Genomic DNA, 21141 nt, shown 5'->3' on the forward strand with positions numbered 1-21141 from the left:
CGCCGGATGCAATCCGTTTTCCGGAGCCCAAGACCATGTCTGTCAATCGTCGTCATTTCAACCAGCTCTTGCTGCTCGGGGGTGCGAGTTTCGCATTGCCCGGCCTTTCCTTTGCAGCCGAAGGCACGCCCGTTCAGGGCGGCACGCTCAACTGGGCCTACTATCCCGATCCGACATCGCTGATCGCCATCAACACCTCGTCGGGCACCGGCCAGGCGATCGGCCCCAAGGTGAATGAAGGCCTGCTTGATTTCGCCTACGACCTCACCCCGAAACCGCTGCTGGCCACGGAGTGGTCGATCAGCGATGACGGCCTGCGCTACACCTTCAAGCTGCGCCAGGGTGTCAAGTGGCATGACAGCAAGGACTTCACCTCGGAAGATGTTGCCTTCACCATCTTCCGGCTGAAGGAGGCGCATCCGCGCGGCCGCATCACCTACCAGAACGTGACAGCGGTCGAGACGCCCGATCCGCACACCGCCATTGTCGTGCTTTCGAAGCCGGCGCCCTATCTGATCACGGCGCTGAGCAGTTCGGAATCACCGATCGTGCCGAAGCATGTCTACGAAACGTTCAAGCCGGCAGAACAGCCCAAGCTGGAACAGACGATCGGCACCGGCCCCTTCGTTCTCAAGGAATGGGTGCCCGGCAGCCATCTGATCTTCGATCGCAATCCGAACTATTGGGATGCGCCAAGGCCTTACCTCGACCGCGTCGTGCTGCATGTCATTCTCGACCCGGCGGCACGCTCGGCGGCTCTTGAAACCGGCGAGATCGATATCGGCGCCAATCCCGTGCCGCTGGCCGATATCGAGCGGCTGAAGGCCAACCCCGCTTTGGTCGTCGACACCAACACCTATGCCTATTCCGGCCCGCAGCAGCAATTGTTCTTCAACTACGAGAACGAAATCCTGACCAAGCGCGACGTGCGTCTGGCCATCGCCCACGCGATCGACCTGCAGAAGCTGGTCGACATTGCGCTCTATGGCTATGCGCAGGTATCGCCAAGTCCCATCAGCACGGCACTGCCCAAATGGTATGACCCCAGCATCAAGGCGCGCGAACCCGACCCCAAACTGGCGGAGAAACTGCTCGACGATGCCGGCCATCCGCGCGGCGCCGACGGCACGCGCTTTAAGCTCCGGCTCGCCTACAACGCGTTCCTGCCGGCGTCCTATGCCGATTTCATCAGGCAGTCGCTGGCAGTGGTCGGCATCGACGCCGAGATCCTGAAGCTCGATCTGTCGACGTTCCTGAAGACCGTCTACACCGACCGCGCCTGGGACCTGGTGGTTGAGTCGCTGTCGAACACCTTTGATCCGACGCTCGGCGTCCAGCGCGCCTACTGGTCGAAGAATTTCAAGATCGGCCTCGTCTTCTCCAACGCCAGCCACTATGCGAACCCCGAGGTCGACCAGATCCTCGAAGCCGCCGCAATCGAGCCCGACGAAACGAAACGGCGCGAGCTCTGGTACAAGTTCCAGCACATCATCCATGACGACGTGGTGTCGGTCGACCTCGTTGCGGCCGGTGCCCAGATTGTTGCCAACAAGAAGGTCAGGGATTTCGCACCCGGAGCGCAAGGCATCAACAACAGCTTCGCGCAGATCTGGCTCGCGCCAAACGCATAGGCGCTCGGATTGCCTTGCCTTGGATCGGTGCGTGAAACCACCGATCCCGACTTTTCCCCATAAAGACAAATCGCGCAAACGCGGAGTACCGACCATGACCATCAACCGACGCTTGTTCAATCAGTTCCTGCTGCTGGCCGGCGCGAGTACCGCCCTACCTGCCGGGGCCTTTGCCGAAGACGCCAAGCCGGTGGCGGGCGGCACGCTCAATTTCGTCTACTATCCCGAGCCCAACCAGATCGTTTCCATCAACACCAGCGCCGGTGGACCGGCCACCATCGGGCCGAAGATTTTCGACGGCCTGCTCGCCTACGACTACGACCTCAATCCAAGGCCGCAACTGGCCACCGAATGGTCGATCAGCGATGACGGGCTCGAATATGTCTTCAAGCTGCGGCCGGGGGTGAAATTCAGCGACGGCCATGATTTGACATCGCAAGACGTGGCCTTTTCGATCTCGCGGCTGCGTGAAGCGCATCCGCGTGGACGCATCACCTTCCAGAATGTCACCGACGTCGACACGTCGGATCCGCATGTGGTGAAAATCAAACTGTCTAAACCGTCCGCCGCGCTGATCTCGGGGCTGGCCGCGACGGAATCGCCCGTCGTGCCCAAGCACATCTACGAGAAGCTGAAGCCGGCGGACGATCCGTCCTTCGAGCAGATCATCGGCAGTGGACCGTTCGTGCTCAAGGAATGGGTCAAGGGCAGCCACATCATCGTCGAGAAGAACCCGACCTATTGGGATGCGCCAAAACCCTATCTCGACCGGATCATCTTCCGCTTCATCACCGATTCCGGCGCGCGCGCCGCGGCACTCGAGACGGGTGAAGTCGACATCGGCCCGAACCCGGTGGCGTTTGCCGATCTGGAGCGGTTCAAGGCGTTGCCGCAGTTCGTCGTCGATAGCACCGTCTTTGCCTATAGCGGCCCGCTGCACCAGCTGATCATCAACCTGGAAAACCCGATCCTGAAGGAGAAGAAGGTCCGTCAGGCAATCGCGCATGCCATCGATCTCGATGCGATCAATGCCATCGTGTTCTACGGCTATGGCCAGGTGTCGCCGACACCGATCAGCGTCGTCAACAAGAAGTATTTCGATCCCGATGTGAAGGCGGCGACCGTCGATACGGCGCTGTCGGAAAAACTGCTCGACGAGGCTGGCTTCAAGCGCGGAGCGGACGGCATCCGCTTCAAGCTCAGGCTCACCAACAATCCCTACAATCCGTGGGGCTATGCCGACTTCCTCAAACAGGCACTGGCCAAGATCGGCATCGACGCCGAGATCCAGAAATTCGACTTCGGCACCTATGTCAAAACCATCTACACGGATCGCACCTGGGACCTGTCGACGGAATCCTGCGGCAACATCTTCGACCCGAGCGCCGGTGCGCAACGGCTCTACTGGTCGCAGAACATCAAGATCGGACTGCCATTCTCCAACGGCGCGCACTACGAGAACCCTGAGGTCGACCGGCTGCTGGAGGCCGCATCGGTGGAGCTTGACGAGGCCAAGCGCAAGCAGCTGTTCTTCAGGTTCCAGGAGATCATCGCCGACGAGTTGCCGATCATCAATCTGATCGCACCGCCGACCATCATCATTGCCCGCAAGACCGTCAAGAATTACGCGCCGGGTGCTGAAGGCCTGTCGGCCAGTTTCGCAGACGCATATATCGATCCGAACGCCTGAACCCGGCGGACATCAGCAAGAAAAGGGGCCGCGTCTCGACGCGGCCCTTTTCGATTCTATTGTCTTGAGGTGCAGAACGGTCAGGCCAGAGCACGCAGCCTTGGGCTGGAGCCGACCAGAAGGCCGGCAAGGGCGATGGCTTGCGCTAGCTGTTCGCCGATGGAACTCGATTCCCAGGCGACGCCGCGCAGCGGATGGCCGATGGCAAACAGATTGCCGTGGGTCCTGCCGTCGCCGGAAATCACCTGGCCGTCATGCGTGGCGTCGATGCCGAACCCGGTCGCATGCGGCCTGACGATGCCGTTCTCCAGCAGGCTCTGGACAAACGGATCGGCGATCCGCCGCCAGTCATGCTCCTGATGGCCCCGGCAGTTGACGACACCGTCGAAACGCAGCCGTTCGACCGCGCCGCTATCGCGCCAGCGGATCTCGGCGACAATGCCGCCGGCTCGCGGATGCAGTGCCAGCACCCGTCCGGCGCCGCCCGCCCAACGGCCTTGGCTTTGCGCCAGTGCGACGCGCTCAAAGCTCGGCGGCGCCGCTCGATGCGCGGTGACGTCCCAGAAAGCGCGCAGATGGCGTGCGAACTTCAGGCGCTCCTTGTCGGTAGCGCCTTGCCACAGAGCCAGGATCCACGGCCGGATCGTCAAAGGCAGCCCTTGCCAGTCCAGCCCGGCGGCCTCGATGGCCCGGCGTTCGGCCTTTACCAAGGCAAGAAGCGCCCTCGTGGTTTTCGGCAGCGGCCGCCCGGTAAGAAAATCGCGCCACGCTTCGGTATTGCGCCGAGGTTCGACGATCTGTCCGCGCCGCGACACGACGCGATAGCTGCCCTTGAAGCCGCGCGCCTCCATGCTGGCGACGACGTCGACCATGCTGAGACTCGAGCCGATCAGCAGCAATTGCCTGCTGCCGGCAAGCCGGTCGAGCGCCGCCGGATTCCAGGGGTTGGCGACATAGCGGGGATCGCCGACGATGGCTGCTTCCGTGGCGGACGGCTCGCTCTGGAACACGCCGGTCGCCAGGACGACCTCATCGGCCAGCAATTGCTGGCCATCGCTGGTGCCGACGCAGACACCACATGGACCGGTCAGCATGTCTATTGCCGAGGCGTTGATGTGGCGCAATGAGGAACGCCCGTCCGCGTCTTTGGTCGCTCTCGTCAGTTCGGACTGGACATAGCTGCCGAACAGCCAACGCGGCGGACTGGAGTCCGGGACATCTGCGGGCGGCGCCCAGCCATGCTCCGGCCCATTCGCCATGAGCCAGCGAACGAGATGATCGGGGTCATCAGGATGCAGCGAGAAGATGCGCGCCGCGCCATTGACCAAATGTTGCGGGTCGATGGTGCTGTAGGCGACGCCGCGGCCGAGCTCGGCCCGGCGCTCGATGATGGTGATTGCCAGCGGCTCGGTCGAACGGTCGAGCAGCTTGATCGCGGTAACCGCGCCGGCAAAGCCGCCGCCAATGATGATGATTGAACGAGGGATCGAGCGCGAAGTGCTGATTAAAGGCTGGGAGGACGGGGTATGAAGCATCAAGGACCTTTGTGACGCCGACGGTGCGTGGCTCTAGCCGATCACTGCGGCGGCGACCATCGTGCTGTGCCCCAACCCGATGTCAAAAAACAATAATTGCCAGTCGGCGAAAGGCATTCTTTCGCGCAGTGGGGTTGGCAGGCGCTAGAGATGAAAACCATAGCGCGACCAGCCTGAGAACGCCACGAGAGCCGACCATGACTGAAGATCGAAAGATGAGGCTTGGCGCCTTTGTCCGAGGGCCTGGCCATCATGTCGCCGCTTGGCGCCATCCCGATGTGCCGGCCAATCCTGGCCTGAGCTTCCAGCACTATGCAGACGCCGCGCGCTCCGCCGAGCGCGGCCTGTTCGACATGGTGTTTCTTGCCGACAGCCTCAGCGCGCGCAATGGCGAGCAGCCGATCGAGACTTTCGAACGCACCGGCCATGTCGTGCATTTCGAGCCGCTGACGCTGTTGTCGGCGCTCTCGACCATCACGCGGAGGATTGGGCTGGTGGCAACCGCCTCGACCACCTATTGGGAGCCGTTCCACCTGGCGCGGCTGTTTGCCTCGATCGACCATCTGAGCGGCGGCAGGACAGGCTGGAACGTCGTCACCTCGGCCGACGCTCCGGCGGCGGCGAATTTCAGCCGCGACCAGCATCCCGTTCATGCCGACCGCTACGACCGCGCCGAGGAGTTCGTCGCCGTGGCGCAGAAGCTGTGGGACAGCTGGGACGACGATGCCTTCGTCGCCGACAAGGTTTCGGGGATCGCCATCGACCGGCATGGCATCCATGCGCCTGACCATGTCGGCCGGCATTTCCGCGTCAAAGGCCCGCTCAACGTCGCCCGCCCGCCGCAGGGCCACCCCGTCATCGTCCAGGCCGGTTCGTCCGATGCTGGCCAGCATTTTGCGGCGCGCACGGCGGAGGTGGTCTTCACCGCTCATCCGACCATCGACTCGGCGCGGGGTTTCTACAGCGAGCTGAAGGGCCGGCTGGGGTCGTTCGGCCGCTCCGCCGACAGCTTGAAGATCATGCCCGGCGTCTTCCCGGTCGTTGCGCCGACGCGCGCGGAAGCCGAAGACAAGTTCGACGCCATCCAACGGCTGGTCGATCCGGTGGTCGGCGTGGCGCTGGTTTCCGGACTGCTCGGTGGCGTCGATCTTTCCGGCCATCCGCTCGACGGGCCGTTGCCGGAACTCGGCAGTTCCGATGCGGTGAAGAGCCGCCTGAAAGTCGTTTCCGAATTGGCCGCGAGCCGGAACCTGACGATCCGGCAATTATATCTCGCCGTTGCCGGCGCGCGCGGCCATTTCCAGATCGTCGGCACGCCAAAAGATGTCGCCGACATGATGGAAGAGTGGTTCACCGGCGGTGCGGCGGACGGCTTCAACGTCATGCCGCCGATCCTGCCAACGGGCCTCACCGATTTCGTCGATCTCGTCATCCCGGAGCTGCAGCGGCGCGGCCTGTTCCGCACCGCTTACGAAGGCAGCACGCTGCGCGAGAATCTCGGCCTTGCGCGTCCGGTCCGTGGCGTTGCCGAACATCAGCAGAGGAAGGCCTCATGAGCGCGAGCACGATCGATTGGAAAATTTTTCGCCAATGGCTGGCCGATGGCGAGGAACTGGCGGTGCTGGATATCCGGGACAGAGCGGCAGTCGGATACGCGTCGCCGCTGTTTGCCACCAATCTGCCGGCGGATCACGTCGAAGCGGAGATCGACCGCTTCATCCCGCGCAAATCGGTGCGCACCGTGCTGGCCGATGACGGCAGCTGCGTTGCCGAGCAACTTGTCGAACGGTTGTCCGGGCATGGTCGCAGCCAGCTTTTCGCACTGGCCGGTGGAATTCCTGAATGGACGAAAGGCGGCGTGGACGGCTTGCCGACCTTCGACACGCCGGGCGTCGATTTTTCGCTGGCGATCCGCGACGAGAAGGGAACGCCGGTCATCACCGTAGACGAACTTGAAGCGCTCAAAGGCCAGGGCGCCGACGTGGTGATCCTCGACAGTCGAACGGTGGCGGAGTTCGACAAGGACCATGTGCCGGGCGCCATCAGCGTGCCGGGCGCCGAACTGGTGCTGCGCTTCGCCGACCTGGTGCCGTCGCCGGAGACGCAGGTGGTCGTCTCCTGCGCCGGCCTGCCGCGCGCCATCATCGGCGCGCAGACGCTGATCGACGCCGGCGTGCCCAACAAGGTCGCCTATCTGCACGACGGCACCAAGGCGTGGCGCGAGGCCGGCCTCGAGCTGGAAACCGGCAGGACCGCTGCCTATGGTCCGGCCAGCGAGGACGCCAAGCGTTTCGCCGGGGAGCACATCGCAAAGCTTGCCGAGGGTGACGGTTTTCCGCGCATCGATGCGGCGACGGCCGCAGCCTGGGCGAGGGACGACAAGCGGACAACCTACCTGCTTGACGTGCGTACGCCGGAAGAGTTCGCCGAAGCGCATATTCCGGGGTCGATCACGTCGGAGGGTGGGCAGTTGCTCGGGGTCGCCTATCGCACCATCGCCGTGCGCGGCGCCCGCATCGTGCTGATCGACGATCTGCTTGGCGTCCGCGCGGCGACGACGGCGCACTGGCTGCAGCGGCGCGGCTTCGAGATCGCCATCCTCTTGCACGACTTCCAGTCGGCGAGCCTGGTGGAAGCGGCGTAAGGTAGGAGCACTGTCAGGCGATTTTTCGGGCTGCTATTCGGCGGCTTCCTGTTGACGGCGGCGGCCTGAGAGCACGTTCTTCTGCATCGCCGTCAGCGAAGAACGCACGGCTTTGGCGCCGTGCTCCAGCAATCTGGCCTCGTAGTGCGACAGTGCCTGGAGAAGCGGCTTGTCGCCGCGTTTGGCGGCCACGAGTTCGGGCACCAGCAAGCCGGCGTCGTAGATCGCGGTGTTGCCGCCGAGCGCGCGGAAATAGGTCATGGCGTGGATGGCGTCGCCAAGCAGCGTGACCCGTTTCGTCGGCCATGGATCGACAGGCTCGGAGCTGTGGACATGCAGCAGCGCCACTGTCGACGGATCGGTGTGGCGGATGAGGTTGAGGATCTCCGGATGCCAGTGGCCGATCTTCGAAACCAGCAGGTCGAGCAGGTCGGCACCGGAGAGCTTTGCCAGCATTTCATCCGTGGCCAGCTCGCCCTTTTCGTATGCGGTGTTCCACCAGACATAGCTGGTGGTGTTGTTGAAATGGAAACCGGCAATGTCCTTGTGGGTGTCGTCGTCCAGCCCGATCAGCCCATATCTACGATAGGCCTCGACATTGACGCGATGGCTGGTGACCATCAGCCCGTGACCTTCCGACGGCCGGATGCCGGCATTGTAGTCGAGCAGCAGCGGCGAGATCTGGTGAAGGGCTGCGGCATGCAGCGTCATCTTGCCGGCCAAGCGCCTGACGCCGGTGTCGAAGCTTCGCGCATGCGGCACCAACTGCTGGCGCACGCGCGAGCGGGCGCCGTCGGCGCCGACCAGCACATCGGCATGGATTGTCGAGCCGTCCTCGAAATGCGCTGTTACCGAACCGTCCGGCTGCTCCTCGTAGCGTGAAAAGACCTTGCCATGGCGCACGACACCGTCGAGGCCGGACAGCAGCACCTGGCGCAGCGTGATGCGGCTCACCGACTTTTCGATATGCGTGTCGTCAACCTCGCCCTGCGCATTGCCGCCACCCCAGGCATCCTCGCCCAAGGTTTCGAAATTCTCGTCGAGCAGGATGTTGCGGTCCGGCGCCTGGCCGAGCGTGGCGACAAAGGCTTCGTAGAGTTCCGGCGGCAGATTGGCGATCAGCGAATCGATGCCGCGCTGGCGGATGCGCAGGCGGAAACCCTGGACATAGTCGGTGCGGGCGCGATCCTTCTCGAAGACGGCGACGCCGATGCCGTTCTTCTTCAGGCCCTGCGCCAGTGTCAGGCCGCCAGGGCCTCCACCGACGATGGCGACTTCGACATGTTCGGATGCCATGACGCCGCTCACCCGACCGCCTTGAGCCTGGGTTTGACAGCAACAGCCGGCGGCTCGGCTACCTGAGGGGCAGCGTGGCGGCTGAGCGCCGCTTTGGCGGCGATCGTGCGGATCATGTGGTTCTGTGGTGCATGCGAGCGCGCGGTCAGCGTATCGCGATGGTGGCGCTCGAGCTGGAAGTCTCTGTTGAGGCCGGGATTGCCGGCAAGCTCCAGCGCCAGCGAGGTGACGGCAACGGCATTGTCGATGACGACATGCCTGACCGTCATGCCGTCGGTGCCGACCGGTCGGCCGGCATCGACATCTTCGGCGAGCGAACGCAGCAGCCGCGTGCTGGGCGCAAGCCGAACCTCGATGTCGCCCAGCCCCGCCTGGATGTGCGGCACCGTCGATAGCGGCGCGCCGAGGCTCGCCGGCGCGTGCGTGGTGACGAAGGAGGCCAGCCGGTCACGGGCCGCGCGGGCCGCACCATGGTAGACAGCGCCGATCAGCGAAAAGAAGAACGCTGTCGGCCCTTCTTCACGCCTCAGCGGTTCAGACGCTGGCTGTGCCTCGGTAATGTCTTCGGCAGGCACCACGACATTGTCGAGGATGACATCGTCGCTGGCGGTGGCCCGCATGCCGGCGGCATTCCATGTCTTTTCGACGCGCAATCCCGGCGCATTGGTCGGCACCAGGAACGAGGCGAGGCGCGGTTGCGGCTCGTCGGTCAGCGCCAGCAAGTTCACCCATTTCAGAATGGGAATGCCGGTGACGTAATTCTTGTGGCCGGATATCCGCCAGACATTGCCGTCGCGCCGGGCAATGGTTTCGGGCGGCTTGCCATGAGCGGGCGAGCCGATCCCCGGCTCGGCCTGCGCGGCGTTGATCAAAGCAGGGCCGAGGCGGCCGGCCTCGACAATCCGCTGCACCAGATGGCGCGGCCATTTGCCGGATTTCCGCAGCGCGTACTGGCTGTTGTAATGCATGGCCAGCACCAGCGCCGTCGACGGCTCGCCACGGCCGATCTCGGCGATCACTGCCTGGGCTTCCACCAGCCCGCCACCGAGGCCCCCATGCTCGCGCGCCGTCACCAGGCCAAGCAGCCCGGCCTGGTGAAGCCGGTCGAAATTGGCGAACGGAAAATCCCCGGTCGCGTCGTGATGCGCGGCGGTCATCGCGAAGTCGTTGGCAAGGCCGGCTGCCGTGTCGAGGAGTTGTGGAAACTCGGGAATGGTCGAGGTCATGAAGCTGGCTTCCTCTCAGGCGGCGGCGCGAATGGTCACCAGATCGAGCGGCCGGCGATCGACCCATTTCTCGACGTCGAAATCGCTGGCGAGAAAACCCCAGTCGCACAGGAAATCCTTGTAGTGGGAAACCGCCGCGATGAGCTCGGGCTGCAGCCCGAGGCCGAGATGTTTGTGGACATCCGGACCGTTGGCCGCCAGCACCTGCTCTTCGGTGGCGCCGGATTCGCGGGCAACGAAGCGCCGCGTCTCGTCGGGATGCGCCTCGGCCCAGGCGCTGGCGCGCAGGATCGTCTCGATCAGCCGAGCGATCAGTTCGGGGCGTTCTTTTGCCAGCAAATCGTCGACGGTCAGCACGCGCGGCGAACCGGAATTGATGCGGATATTGGGCTCCGGGTGGAAGCCGAATTCGGCGACCTGGATGGCGCCGATCAGATTGGCGACATTGATGCCGGCCGTGCCCTTGACATAGATGGCGTCGACGTCGCCACGGATCAGGGCTGCTGCCTCCTCGCCATAGGCCTGCTTGCGCTTGAGGCCGAACAACGATGGCCCTTCCTGGCTGTCGAGCACACTGTCGGTCAGCGCGATGTCGACGATCTCGACGTCGGCATGGCTGAGGCCCTCGAGCGACAGCGCCGATACCAGGCCCTTCAGCGCCGTCGCCCGCATGAAGTCGACGATGCCTTCGGGACGCCGGGCGATGCCGAAGCGGCGGCCTTTTAGGTCTCTGGTCGTTTTGATGCCGGAGCCGGGCAAGGCGATGATGGCCTGGAACTCGTCGGTCCAGGTGATGCCGACGAGACGCGTCTTGCGCCCTTCGGAACGGGCACGGATCGGCGGCACGTTGCCGCCGTGGCGGAATGACCAGTCGAGCGTGTGGTTGAAATGGCTTTGGCGGATATCGCGGTTGGGCGAGTCGATGATCGACTTCAATTCGATCCCTTCCTTGCGGAAGGTTTCGTCGAGAAGCCCGAGTTGTGCCGCAAGTCCGACAGGCGTCGGCACCGGGCAGCGTGTGTACCAGATTTCGGAGATCGCAGTCGTGGTCATGATTGCTCCTCAGACGTTGCGCAGGCCGGCCTGCTTCATCAGCGGCAGGATGTTCTCGCCGAAGAATTCGAGATCCGGCTTGAAGTCGAAGAAGGACAGTTGCAGTCCGTCGATGCCGGCGTCCTTGAGCTTGACGAACTGGTCGACGATCTGCTCGGGCGTGCCGATGAGATAGATGTTGCCGCCGACCTTGGCGTAGGGATCGTCACGGCCTTCTCGACCTTTCCAGGCCTGGGCGTCGCTGTTGAAGGTCTGGAAGCCTTTCGGCGTGCGGCTGTCGGCATGGGCGACGATCTGGTCGGCGACCGCCCAGGCTTCCTTCTCGGTCGGACGGCTGATGACCAGCGGGTTGAGCAGCGTGCGCACGGTGCGGCCGACACCGAGGGCCGCGTCCTTTACCTTCTTGGTATGCGCCGGCAGCGCCTCCAGCGCGCTGGCTATGTCTGAGCCGGCCGGGCTGGTGACGAAGACGATGTCGGAGTAACGGCCGGCAAAGGAAATGCCGGCGTCGGAGCCGGTGGCGTTGACCAGGATCGGCCGGCCGTAATTCGGCTTCGGCGTGACAAAGCCGCCGTTGAGCTTCCAGCTCGATTCTCCGGAGAAGGAGAAATTCTCGTCGTCCTGCCACAGCCGCTGCAGCACTTCGACAAACTCGGCGGCGAGTTCGTAGCGGCGGTCATGCTCGATGCGGTTCCAGCCGAACATCTCGTGTTCGACGGCGCGATGGCCGGTGACCACATTGATGCCCCAGCGGCCGCCGGAGATGTGGTCGAGAGTAGCGCCGAATTTCGCCAGATGCAGCGGATGCCACGGGCCGTAGAGAACATGCATGGTCGAGATCAGCATGATCCTCTTGGTGATCGCGGCCATGGCTGCGATGGACACGAAACTGTCAAGCGCCTGGCCGTTGAAGACACCGCCATAACCACCCTTGGGCAGCCATTGGCTGAGGGCAAAGACAAGGTCGAAGCCAAGCTCTTCCGCCCTGAGCGTCAGGTCGCGATTGTAGTCGAAGCGCCAGTCGGTCGAACGCTCCAGGGTCGAGTTGGTCCAACCACCGGCCTGGATCGGCAGGAACAGCCCGAGCAGCACCGGCTGCTGAAGCGCTTTCGACAGCGGGCTGTCGGGATAATCGGTGGGCGCCCTGAAGAAGGGCGTGCCGACGATGGAACCAGGCTTATGGGCGAGCGTCATGGCGAACTTTCTCGGATGGAGGCAGGGAACCCGTGCGTGAAGACCGCGCACGGGTTTGGCGGATCAGGCGACGATGTGGGCTGTTGCGAGGGAGCCGGCATTGCCCTCGGCGCCTACCGTGTGGTCGGCGATGCGCTTGTTGTAGAGGGTGATTTCCGGCTGGCTGACGATGCCGATGTCGGGCAGGTCCTCGACCAGGATCTGCTGGATCGCGGCCCATTGCTCGAAGCGCTTTTCGTGGTCGACCTCGACAGCGGCCGCTTCAAGAAGTTCATCGACCTTGGGGTTGCTGTATTTCGAGCCATTCGAGAACGGCACGCCCGGCTTGAAATTCTTCGACCAGTAGAGGCGCTGCACGCCGACCGTCGGGTCGAACAGATTGCTCATGCCGTTAAAGGTGAAGTCGAAATCACGGTCGGTGTAGATGCGCTTGGTGTAGGTGGCGAAATCCTGGCTGCGCACGGTGACCGCGATCCCGACCGCGGACAGCGCCTGCTTGATGTATTCAGCGCCACGCTTGTAGGTCTCACCGCTCGGAACATAATCGTGGACAAGCTTGAGCCGGACGCCGTCGGCGTCGCGCGGCAAGCCTGCCTGGTCGAGCAGTTTCTCAGCGGCAGCAATGTCGACCGGATAGGTCTTCAGGTCGGCGACGAACCACTTCTTCAGATTGGGATTGATCGGGCCCGGAATGGTCGCGCCATAGCCGTAGTTGATGGTGTCGCGGATGATGTCGCGGTCGATGACATGGGCGAAGGCGCGGCGGACGCGAACATCCTGGAAATAGGGTTTCTCCAGGTTGAACTCGACCCGGCTGATGCCGTTGGAATACTGGTAACCCTGCTTCTCGAAGCCGATATGCGGCAGCGTTTCGAAGCGCTGCAAATCGCTGTACGGGATCGGCGTTGCCGGCGCCAGGTCGATCTCGCCGGTCTCGAGCGCCAGTGCGCGTCCCGAGGCGTCCGGAATGAAACGCACGATCAGCCGGTCGAGATAGGGGCGCGGTGCATCCCAATAGCCGGGGTTGCGTTCGTAGACGATGTGGCTGCCGCGGACCCATTCCTTGAAGACGAATGGGCCGGTGCCGATCGGAGCCGTGTTGACCGGATTCTCGGCGGCCTTGCTGCCGTCATAAAGATGCTTCGGCACGATCGGCGTTTCGGCCGCGGCCAGCGCCGTGATCAGGTAAGGTGCCGGCTTCGACAGAACCAGCGTCACGGTCAGCGGATCCGGCGTCTGGATATCGACAAGGTTGAGGAAGGTGTTGCGGCCGCGCGGATGAACCTCCTTAATCGTGGCGATCGAATAGGCGACGTCGGCAGCGGTGAATGGCTGGCCGTCATGCCACTTCACGCCTTCCCGCAGCTTGAATGTGTATTGCAGGCCATCGTCGCTGACCGACCACTGCCTGGCCAGCGATGGCCGCGGCGTGAGATCGAAATCATAGGTCAGCAGGCCCTCGGTGGTCTTTGCCGAGACGTAGACCGAATTGAATGCGGTGTGGGCGATCGTCGTCAGCACCGGCGGCTCGGCCGAGAGCAGCAGCGTCGCCGTCCCACCCTGTTTCGGCTCGGCTGCGTAGGCACTGCGCGATGCGGGCAACAGGGTGGCTCCGAGCACTGTCGCCGAAAGGCCGAGGAACCTGCGGCGGTTCGGAGTGAGGAAATGAGACATGGTGCCCTGGTCCTTTTTTGCTGCCGGCATCAATCGGCCGGTCGTCGGCAGCCGGGTGAAAAATCCATCGTTCCAAGAGCCGGCCCGTTTGTGAAAAGATTTGGCCGCCGCGCTCCCGCACTTAAGATTTCATACTTCAAATGGCTTTCTTTGTAGCATGAAATAAAATTCTATTCTGCAGTTTCCCCATTTGCAGAACAAAATTTCTTAGATCAGGTTTGACAATGTCTATAAATCTTGTCAACTAAAAAGCTCGGAACTTCCGGGAAACAGTAAACCCGCATCGTCAGCCACAGCCGGGATAGCGAAAACGATGTCGACCCTGACGCGCATTGGCAGAACGTTTCGACGCACCGCGATCCAGGCGGTGCCGACCGTTCTGGGCATTGTGATCCTGAACTTCTTTCTGCTGCAGCTTGCGCCCGGCGACGCCGCCGACGTCATGGCCGGCGAGGCCGGCTCGGCCACGGTGGAGACCATGGCCGCTCTGCGCCAGCGCTTCGGGCTCGACAATCCGCTGCTCGTCCAGCTGTTCAATTATCTCTACAACCTGGCGCATTTCAGCCTCGGCTTTTCACCGCGCTACGGCATGCCGGTCGCCGACCTGATCGGCCAACGACTGCCGGGAACGCTGTTGCTGATGGCGGTGGCGCTGACCATCGCCATCGCACTTGGTCTCGTCCTCGGATCGTTGATGGCGGTGTTTTCGGGACACCTGCCGGATCGTCTGCTTTCGGTCGTTTCGCTGCTGTTCTATTCGATCCCGGGCTTCTGGATCGGGTTGATGCTGATCGTGCTGTTCTCGGTCAAGCTCGGCTGGCTGCCGAGCGGCGGTTCGGGAACCATAGGCAGCAACCTGACCGGCCTTGCCGGCGTGTGGGACAAGGTGCGCTACATGATCTTGCCGGCGCTGTCGCTGGCGCTGTTCTACGTGGCGATCTATGCGCGGCTGACGCGGGCGGCGATGTTGGAAGTCCAGTCGCAGGACTACGTGCGAACCGCCGCCGCCAAGGGCCTGTCGCCGACCATCATCACCATCCGCCATGTCCTGCGCAACGCGCTGATCCCCATCACCACCATGGCCGGCATGCATGTCGGCGGCATGCTTGGCGGCGCCGTGGTTGTCGAGACCGTCTATTCCTGGCCCGGCCTCGGGCGCCTCGCCTTCGAGGCGGTCATGGGCCGCGATTTCACGGTGCTGCTCGGCATCCTGCTGCTGTCGTCGCTGCTGGTCATCGTCGCCAATGCGACGGTCGATCTGCTGCACGCCTGGCTCGATCCCCGCATCGGAGTGCGCTGAATGGCTTCCACCGATTTCGTCACGGGCGACGCCCGCTCCCGCCGCGCCTATGCCGAGGCTCGCGAGCCTGCGGCACCGGCTGAACCCGAGGCGAAGAGCTGGAGCAATCTTCACGCGCCCGACGCGCGCTCCGCCTCTGCGGCGTCGGTACCGATTGCAGCCGGCGGCCGGGCGCTGAGGATTTTCCTGCGCAATCCCAACGCCATGTTCGGCGTGGTGTTCCTGTCGCTGGTCGTGCTCGCAGCATTGCTGGCGCCCGTCGTTTATCCGGCCGATCCGCTGTCGATGGTGGCGCGGCCCTTCCTTTGGCCGGGGCAGAATCCTGGCTTTCCGCTGGGCACCGATTCCATGGGCCGCGACGTGCTTTCCGGCATTCTGCACGGTGCGCGGATTTCACTGTTCGTCGGCCTGGTGGCGACAGCACTTGGCCTGAGCTTCGGCATCCTTGTCGGCGCCACCGCCGGCTATTTCGGCGGCTGGATCGATGACGTGCTGGTGCGCCTGATCGAGATCTTTCAGACCATACCGAGCTTCGTGCTTCTGGTCGTCATGGTGGCGATCGCGCAACCGACGGCGCTTGTCGTGACGGTGGCGATCGCCGTCATCACCTGGCCGACGGTGGCGCGGCTGACCCGCGCCGAATTCCGCGCCATTCGCGAAAAGGATTTCGTCATGGCCGCGCGCAGCCTCGGCTATGGCCATGCCCGCATCATCTTTCGGGAGATATTGCCAAACGCGCTGCCGCCTTTGATCGTGACCTCGTCGGTGATGGTGGCAACCGCAATCCTGATGGAATCGGCGCTGTCCTTCATGGGCCTCGGCGATCCCAATGTCGTCAGTTGGGGTTCGATGATAGGAGCGGGCAGGGAGTTGATCCGCACCGCCTGGTATCTGACAGCACTGCCGGGGCTTGCGATCGTCTTCACCGTGCTGGCGCTGAACTTGATCGGCGACGGCCTCAACGACGCGCTCAACCCGCGCTTCTCGCAGGAGCGCTAGAGATGGCCGCTGCTTTGCTCAAGGTCGACAATCTGACGGTTCGCTTCCCGAGCACCGAGCCGGTCAGCCGGCTGAGTTTCGAGGTCGGCGAAGGCGAGACGCTGGCGATCGTCGGCGAATCGGGCTCCGGCAAATCGCTGACAGCACTTGCCCTGATGCAGCTTCTGCCGCGCTCGGCGAAGATCCCCAATGGAAGGATCGAGTTCGCCGGCAGGGATCTGCTCGGTCTCGACCAGAAGGCGATGCGGAACCTGCGCGGGCGCGAGATCGCCATGATCTTCCAGGAGCCGATGACGTCGCTCAACCCGGTGCTGACCATCGGCCGGCAGATCACCGAGGTACTGACGCTGCACGAAGGCATACGCGGCAAGGCAGCGCGGAACCGTGCCATCGAGCTTCTCAATCTGGTGCGTATTCCCGATCCGCAGCGGCGCATCGACGACTATCCCCACCAGCTTTCCGGTGGCATGCGCCAGCGAGTCATGATTGCCATTGCCGTTGCCTGCCGTCCGCGCCTGCTGATTGCCGACGAACCTACGACGGCGCTGGATGTGACCATCCAGGCGCAGGTGCTCGACCTGCTCGATACGCTGCGCCGCGAACTGTCGATGGCTGTCGTGCTCATCACCCACGATCTTGGCGTCGTCGCGCAGTGGGCCGACAAGGTCGTCGTCATGTATGCAGGACGCAAGGTTGAACAGGCGCTGCCCGGCGCGCTGTTCAGAACTCCGCTCCATCCCTATACGCGCGGCCTGCTGGCCGCTTCGCCAAGGCTGAAGACCAATCTGCACTACCGCGACGCCAGGCTGACGGAGATACCCGGCAGCATCGTCTCGGCCGCTGGCGAGAAAGGCTGCCCGTTCCGGCCGCGCTGCGCGGTGGCGCGCGATAGCTGCGCCCATTTCGTGCCCGACCTCGTCGAGGTGAGCGAGGATCGCCTCGTCGCCTGCCCCTACAGCTTCATTCCGGAGGTTGCGCATGGCGCTGCTCTCGGTCTTTGACCTCTCCACGCATTTCCATGCTCAGGGTGGTGCGTTGCGCGCCGTCGACGGCGTCTCGCTCGAGGTCGGACCCGGCGAAACGGTTGGCCTCGTCGGCGAAAGCGGCTGCGGAAAATCGACCCTCGGCAAGACGATCATGCGGCTGGTCGATCCGACCAGCGGCAAGATCGAGTTCAACGGCACCGACATCACCGTTCTCGACGCCCGCCGGCTGAAGGCGGCGCGCCGCAACATCCAGATGATTTTCCAGGATCCGTTCGCGTCGCTCAACCCGCGCCACACGATTGGCGACATCCTGACCGCGCCGCTGAAAGTCCATAGCGTCGGCAACAAGGCCGAGCGGCGCAAGATTGTAGAGGATATCATCGAGCGCGTCGGTCTGCCCAAGGATTCGCTTGGCCGCTACCCGCATGAATTTTCCGGTGGTCAGCGCCAGCGCATCGGCATCGCCCGGGCACTGATCCTCAATCCGGAACTGGTCGTCTGCGACGAGCCGGTGTCGGCACTCGACCTTTCGATCCAGGCCCAGATCCTCAACCTGCTGGTCGACATGAAACGGCAGCTCGGCCTGTCCTACCTGTTCATCTCGCATGATCTGTCGGTGGTCCGCTATTTCGCCGACCGGGTGCTGGTCATGTATCTCGGACGCATCGTCGAAAGCGCCGACAATGCGACGCTGTGGACCTCGCCAAAACATCCCTACACGCGCGCCCTGATGGACGCCGTGCCGGACCCGGCGCGCCGGCGCCAGGCAGCGCCGATCCATGGCGATCTGCCGAGCCCGCAGAACATCCCCAGCGGTTGCCGTTTCCACACGCGCTGCCCGCTGGCGACGGATCTCTGCCGTTCGCAAGAGCCTGCATTCCGGGCGATCGCGGCGGGGCATCACGTCGCTTGCCACTACGCCGAACCAACCCTCAACTGAAAGTTCAACGGAGCAAAACAATGTCCGATTACCGCTATCTCGGCCGCAGCGCCCTGAAGGTTTCCCCGCTCAGCCTTGGCACCATGATGTTCGGCGGGCCGACCGAGGAGACGGTCGCGCACCGCATCATCGACAAGGCGCGCGAGCAAGGCGTCAATTTCATTGACACCGCCGACGTCTACCACAATGGCAAGTCCGAGGAAGTTGTTGGCCGCGGCATCAAGGCGACGCGCGATCATTGGGTGGTGGCGACCAAATTCGTCAACTCGCATGACAAGGGTCCCAATCTCGGCGGCCATTCACGCAAATGGGTGATCCAGACCGTCGAGAACAGTCTGCGGCGCCTGGGAACAGACTACATCGACCTGTTCTATTTCCACCGCGCCGTCTTCGATGCGCCGCTGGAGGAGCCGGTGCGGGCCATCGCCGACCTGATCCGCCAGGGCAAGCTGCGCTATTTCGGCGTGTCGAACTTCCGTGGCTGGCGCATCGCCGAAGTCGCGCATCTCGCCGATGAACTCGGCATAGACCGGCCGGTGGCCAGCCAGCCGCTCTACAATATCGTCAATCGCACCGCCGAGGCCGAGCAACTGCCGGCGGCAGCCTATTTTGGTCTTGGTGTCGTCTCCTACAGCCCGCTGGCGCGCGGCGTGCTGACCGGCAAATACGAGCCCAACCAGGCGCCAGCCGCCGACACTAGGGCCGGGCGTGGCGACAAGCGTATCGCCGAGACCGAGTGGCGCCCGGAATCGATCGAGATCGCCAGGCAGATCGCGGCGCACGCAAAGTCGCGCGGTGTCTCGGCCGCCGATTTCGCGCTGGCCTGGGTGCTCAACAACCGGCTGATCACGGCGGCGATCGCCGGTCCGCGCACTGAGGAACAGTGGGACAGCTACGCCAAGGCGCTGGACTTCAGGCTGACCGCCGAGGACGAGGCCTTTGTCGACCGCCTCGTCACCGCCGGCCATGCCTCGACGCATGGGTTCAACGATCCGAGCCATCCGGTCGAAGGCCGTGTGCCGCGTTCCGAGCCGGCCGCACCGATCCCGCTGACGCGGCCTCTGCGCGCCGCCTGACGGTCAGCTGTGGACTGGCGGGGCCGGCGGCCCCGTCAGAGTCTCCAATCATTTCGCACAGATGAGAGAGACCACGAATTTCCATGTCGAACGGCTGCGCCAGAACATCGTCGTGTTGTCAGGCAACACCCATAGGCCGTCGAAATCACGGAGGCTGGCGCATCACCTGGGTGAGGCACTGCGCGAAAAACTGTCGGTCACAGTGAATTTCCTCGATCTCGTCGATGCCGGCCGCGGTCTGGGTGCTGCGTTCACGCGAAAGGAATTGACGCCGGAGGCGCTGGATGTGGTGGCCGCGGTCGAACAAGCCGACGCGCTGATCGTGACGACGCCGGTCTATAATGGTTCCTATGCTGGCCTGTTCGACCTCATCGATCCGCTGGCACTCGTCAATCGCCCAGTCCTGATCGGCGCGACGGGAGGCGGCCAGCGCCACGCGCTGGTGGTCGAACACCAGCTTCGCCCGCCGTTCGGCTTCTATTCGGCGCTGAGGGTGCCGAGCGTCGTCTATGGCAGCGACAGCGATTTTGCCGACGGCAAGCTTTTGGATCCAACGGTCCTGGGCTGGCCGCACAGGCCGTGGACCAGTTCGCGACGTTGCATGAGCGGAACCTAATTTGCAGCCGCAAATTAATGTCCAATGAATGAACTCCCAAACCGGAAAAAACTCGTGCCTGACCCTCAACCTCGGCGGGGCTCCAACAAAGGTGTGTTGCTAGCGGCTGCAGCGCTGCTGTTTGCCTTTCTCGCTCTTATTCTGTTTGGGTTTTTTCAGTAAGTGCGCGCGGCGCCGGCGTCCCAGAGAGGGCAGAGCACCTGCCGACGTGATCTTCGATCCGCTCGCGTCCCAGCGGCGGGCCGATCATACAAGCCGGCTCGGTTCGTCGCTCCTGACGGGTTGATCGGTCCCACAGAGCAGGTTGATCATCGGCAATTTCTTGGCAGCGCCGGTATTCAACTCACGCCCAACGCGATTGAAAACTGAAGCTGGCCGTCCATCGTGACTGACGCAGCACGAGCCGAACAGGCGAGGCAAGCGCAAGCCTTGATGCCCAACCTCGGACAGACGAATCACGCTCGTGCAGTCTGGAGACAGCGCAACGAGTTATTCATTCGGGCGCCTTCGCATCACCAGCGGAACGAAAGAGTTAATTGACGATTTACTAGGGAAGGATTGCAGGACGGAAAACATTGAGGATTGCTGCTATGACAATGTTGTTCGAACCACTCGACTCTGAAGGTTACAAGCGCAGTATGGTCTACCATGCCGCACGCTTGTCCATGCTCCACAACCGAATGCTGAAGCGTTTCGACAAGGTCGATAAAGCGGCTGAAAAGGTTGAAGCCGAGGTGGAGCTGTTTGATGAAGCTGTTCGCACTCTCTACGAATGAGCGGCATGTTGACCGCCGACGTTCCTCCTAGCGCGTATACGGGCGCGGGTTTCACCGTTGCCCACCAGGCGATGTCGCGCCGCGGATTTGGGCTTGATAAGCACGATCTAATGTATACGATTCACCCAGCCGGCCTGGCTCCCCCGCCATCGGGCCGGTCAGGCCCGACGGTTCAACGCACCACCCCAAACGACTGTCGGGCCGCCAGGACGCTCACTGCGCAGCCGGGTTCATGCTTTGCCTTTTTTTCTCGAAAAGCGCGAGCTTGGTCATATAACCAATTCTGATTTTTGCATGGCATTGGGTGCAGTTGAAGTTGGATATCACCTTCAACCACGATCCCTTTTTTATGATGACATGAGAACAGTTTGGACATTCCAGTTCCAGGTACTCGTCCCCCATATCGTTTGAAATCGGCACTACGACACTCCCCAACAGTTGCCCGTGAAACTTGCGCTTCGAGATCGGCCGGCACCTCCGTGCTCAAACCCGAACGTGGGTCCTT

Annotated in this window: 18 protein-coding genes; 11 read left to right on the top strand and 7 right to left on the bottom strand. The window is 63.1% G+C overall.

Going from position 1 to position 21141, the window contains the following annotated elements; translation table 11 throughout:
• Positions 1 to 35 precede the first annotated feature (35 nt).
• On the top strand, positions 36 to 1631 hold the full coding sequence (locus tag NKI37_RS25555) for an ABC transporter substrate-binding protein (protein ID WP_023824720.1): 1596 nt from the start codon (positions 36 to 38) through the stop codon (positions 1629 to 1631).
• A 94-nt stretch (positions 1632 to 1725) separates the two neighbouring features.
• A complete protein-coding gene (locus tag NKI37_RS25560) occupies positions 1726 to 3321 on the top strand; it encodes an ABC transporter substrate-binding protein (protein ID WP_023727404.1) in 1596 nt (531 codons plus the stop codon).
• An 80-nt stretch (positions 3322 to 3401) separates the two neighbouring features.
• On the opposite strand, the gene NKI37_RS25565 is transcribed toward NKI37_RS25560, so the two are convergent.
• Positions 3402 to 4856: an FAD/NAD(P)-binding protein gene (locus tag NKI37_RS25565; protein ID WP_050593973.1), complete on the bottom strand. Its 1455-nt coding sequence runs from the start codon at positions 4854 to 4856 to the stop codon at positions 3402 to 3404.
• 197 nt (positions 4857 to 5053) lie between these two features.
• Between NKI37_RS25565 and NKI37_RS25570 the strand changes: the two genes are divergently transcribed.
• The gene (locus tag NKI37_RS25570) at positions 5054 to 6412 is read left to right on the top strand and encodes an LLM class flavin-dependent oxidoreductase (protein WP_023727402.1); all 1359 of its coding nucleotides are present in this window, start codon (positions 5054 to 5056) and stop codon (positions 6410 to 6412) included.
• Positions 6409 to 7500, top strand: coding sequence for a rhodanese-like domain-containing protein (locus NKI37_RS25575; RefSeq protein WP_023727401.1), 1092 nt, complete (start codon positions 6409 to 6411; stop codon positions 7498 to 7500). The genes NKI37_RS25570 and NKI37_RS25575 overlap by 4 nt, the downstream gene beginning before the upstream one ends.
• 33 nt (positions 7501 to 7533) lie before the next feature.
• Here the strand turns inward: NKI37_RS25575 and NKI37_RS25580 are convergent, their stop codons facing one another.
• From NKI37_RS25580 to NKI37_RS25600, 5 genes are all read right to left on the bottom strand, one after another.
• Positions 7534 to 8796: an FAD-dependent oxidoreductase gene (locus tag NKI37_RS25580; protein WP_023727400.1), complete on the bottom strand. Its 1263-nt coding sequence runs from the start codon at positions 8794 to 8796 to the stop codon at positions 7534 to 7536.
• 8 nt (positions 8797 to 8804) lie between these two features.
• Entirely contained in the window at positions 8805 to 10022 is a 1218-nt protein-coding gene (locus NKI37_RS25585; RefSeq protein ID WP_352790200.1) for an acyl-CoA dehydrogenase family protein, read from the bottom strand.
• 15 nt (positions 10023 to 10037) lie between these two features.
• On the bottom strand, positions 10038 to 11075 hold the full coding sequence (locus tag NKI37_RS25590; protein WP_023701127.1) for an ABC transporter substrate-binding protein: 1038 nt from the start codon (positions 11073 to 11075) through the stop codon (positions 10038 to 10040).
• Positions 11076 to 11084: 9 nt separating this feature from the next.
• Positions 11085 to 12269, bottom strand: a complete 1185-nt coding sequence (locus tag NKI37_RS25595; protein WP_023670870.1) for an LLM class flavin-dependent oxidoreductase — start codon at positions 12267 to 12269, stop codon at positions 11085 to 11087.
• A 63-nt stretch (positions 12270 to 12332) separates the two neighbouring features.
• Positions 12333 to 13943 carry an ABC transporter substrate-binding protein gene (locus NKI37_RS25600; protein WP_352790197.1) on the bottom strand — a complete coding sequence of 537 codons (1611 nt, stop codon included), beginning with the start codon at positions 13941 to 13943 and terminating at the stop codon, positions 12333 to 12335.
• A 313-nt stretch (positions 13944 to 14256) separates the two neighbouring features.
• Here NKI37_RS25600 and NKI37_RS25605 point away from each other — a divergent pair, with 313 nt between their 5' ends.
• The 7 genes from NKI37_RS25605 to NKI37_RS25635 all read left to right on the top strand — a co-directional run bounded on the left by NKI37_RS25605 (position 14257) and on the right by NKI37_RS25635 (position 20636).
• Positions 14257 to 15243 carry an ABC transporter permease gene (locus NKI37_RS25605; RefSeq protein ID WP_352667321.1) on the top strand — a complete coding sequence of 329 codons (987 nt, stop codon included), beginning with the start codon at positions 14257 to 14259 and terminating at the stop codon, positions 15241 to 15243.
• The gene (locus NKI37_RS25610; RefSeq protein ID WP_023701123.1) at positions 15244 to 16242 is read left to right on the top strand and encodes an ABC transporter permease; all 999 of its coding nucleotides are present in this window, start codon (positions 15244 to 15246) and stop codon (positions 16240 to 16242) included.
• Between the two features lie 2 nt (positions 16243 to 16244).
• Positions 16245 to 17243, top strand: a complete 999-nt coding sequence (locus NKI37_RS25615; protein ID WP_023670874.1) for an ABC transporter ATP-binding protein — start codon at positions 16245 to 16247, stop codon at positions 17241 to 17243.
• Positions 17221 to 18168, top strand: a complete 948-nt coding sequence (locus NKI37_RS25620; RefSeq protein WP_352790193.1) for an ABC transporter ATP-binding protein — start codon at positions 17221 to 17223, stop codon at positions 18166 to 18168. The genes NKI37_RS25615 and NKI37_RS25620 overlap by 23 nt, the downstream gene beginning before the upstream one ends.
• Before the next feature lie 20 nt (positions 18169 to 18188).
• Positions 18189 to 19244: an aldo/keto reductase gene (locus NKI37_RS25625; protein ID WP_023670876.1), complete on the top strand. Its 1056-nt coding sequence runs from the start codon at positions 18189 to 18191 to the stop codon at positions 19242 to 19244.
• A 61-nt stretch (positions 19245 to 19305) separates the two neighbouring features.
• Positions 19306 to 19860, top strand: coding sequence for an NAD(P)H-dependent oxidoreductase (locus NKI37_RS25630; RefSeq protein WP_352790190.1), 555 nt, complete (start codon positions 19306 to 19308; stop codon positions 19858 to 19860).
• 590 nt (positions 19861 to 20450) lie between these two features.
• Complete coding sequence (locus tag NKI37_RS25635; protein WP_352790187.1) at positions 20451 to 20636, top strand: hypothetical protein; 186 nt, start codon at positions 20451 to 20453, stop codon at positions 20634 to 20636.
• Between the two features lie 172 nt (positions 20637 to 20808).
• Here NKI37_RS25635 and NKI37_RS25640 read toward each other — a convergent pair whose 3' ends face one another.
• Positions 20809 to 21012 carry a hypothetical protein gene (locus tag NKI37_RS25640; RefSeq protein ID WP_155921622.1) on the bottom strand — a complete coding sequence of 68 codons (204 nt, stop codon included), beginning with the start codon at positions 21010 to 21012 and terminating at the stop codon, positions 20809 to 20811.
• Positions 21013 to 21141 lie beyond the last annotated feature (129 nt).

This window comes from Mesorhizobium sp. M0626, assembly GCF_040320665.1.
In the GTDB taxonomy this organism is placed as follows: Bacteria; Pseudomonadota; Alphaproteobacteria; order Rhizobiales; family Rhizobiaceae; genus Mesorhizobium.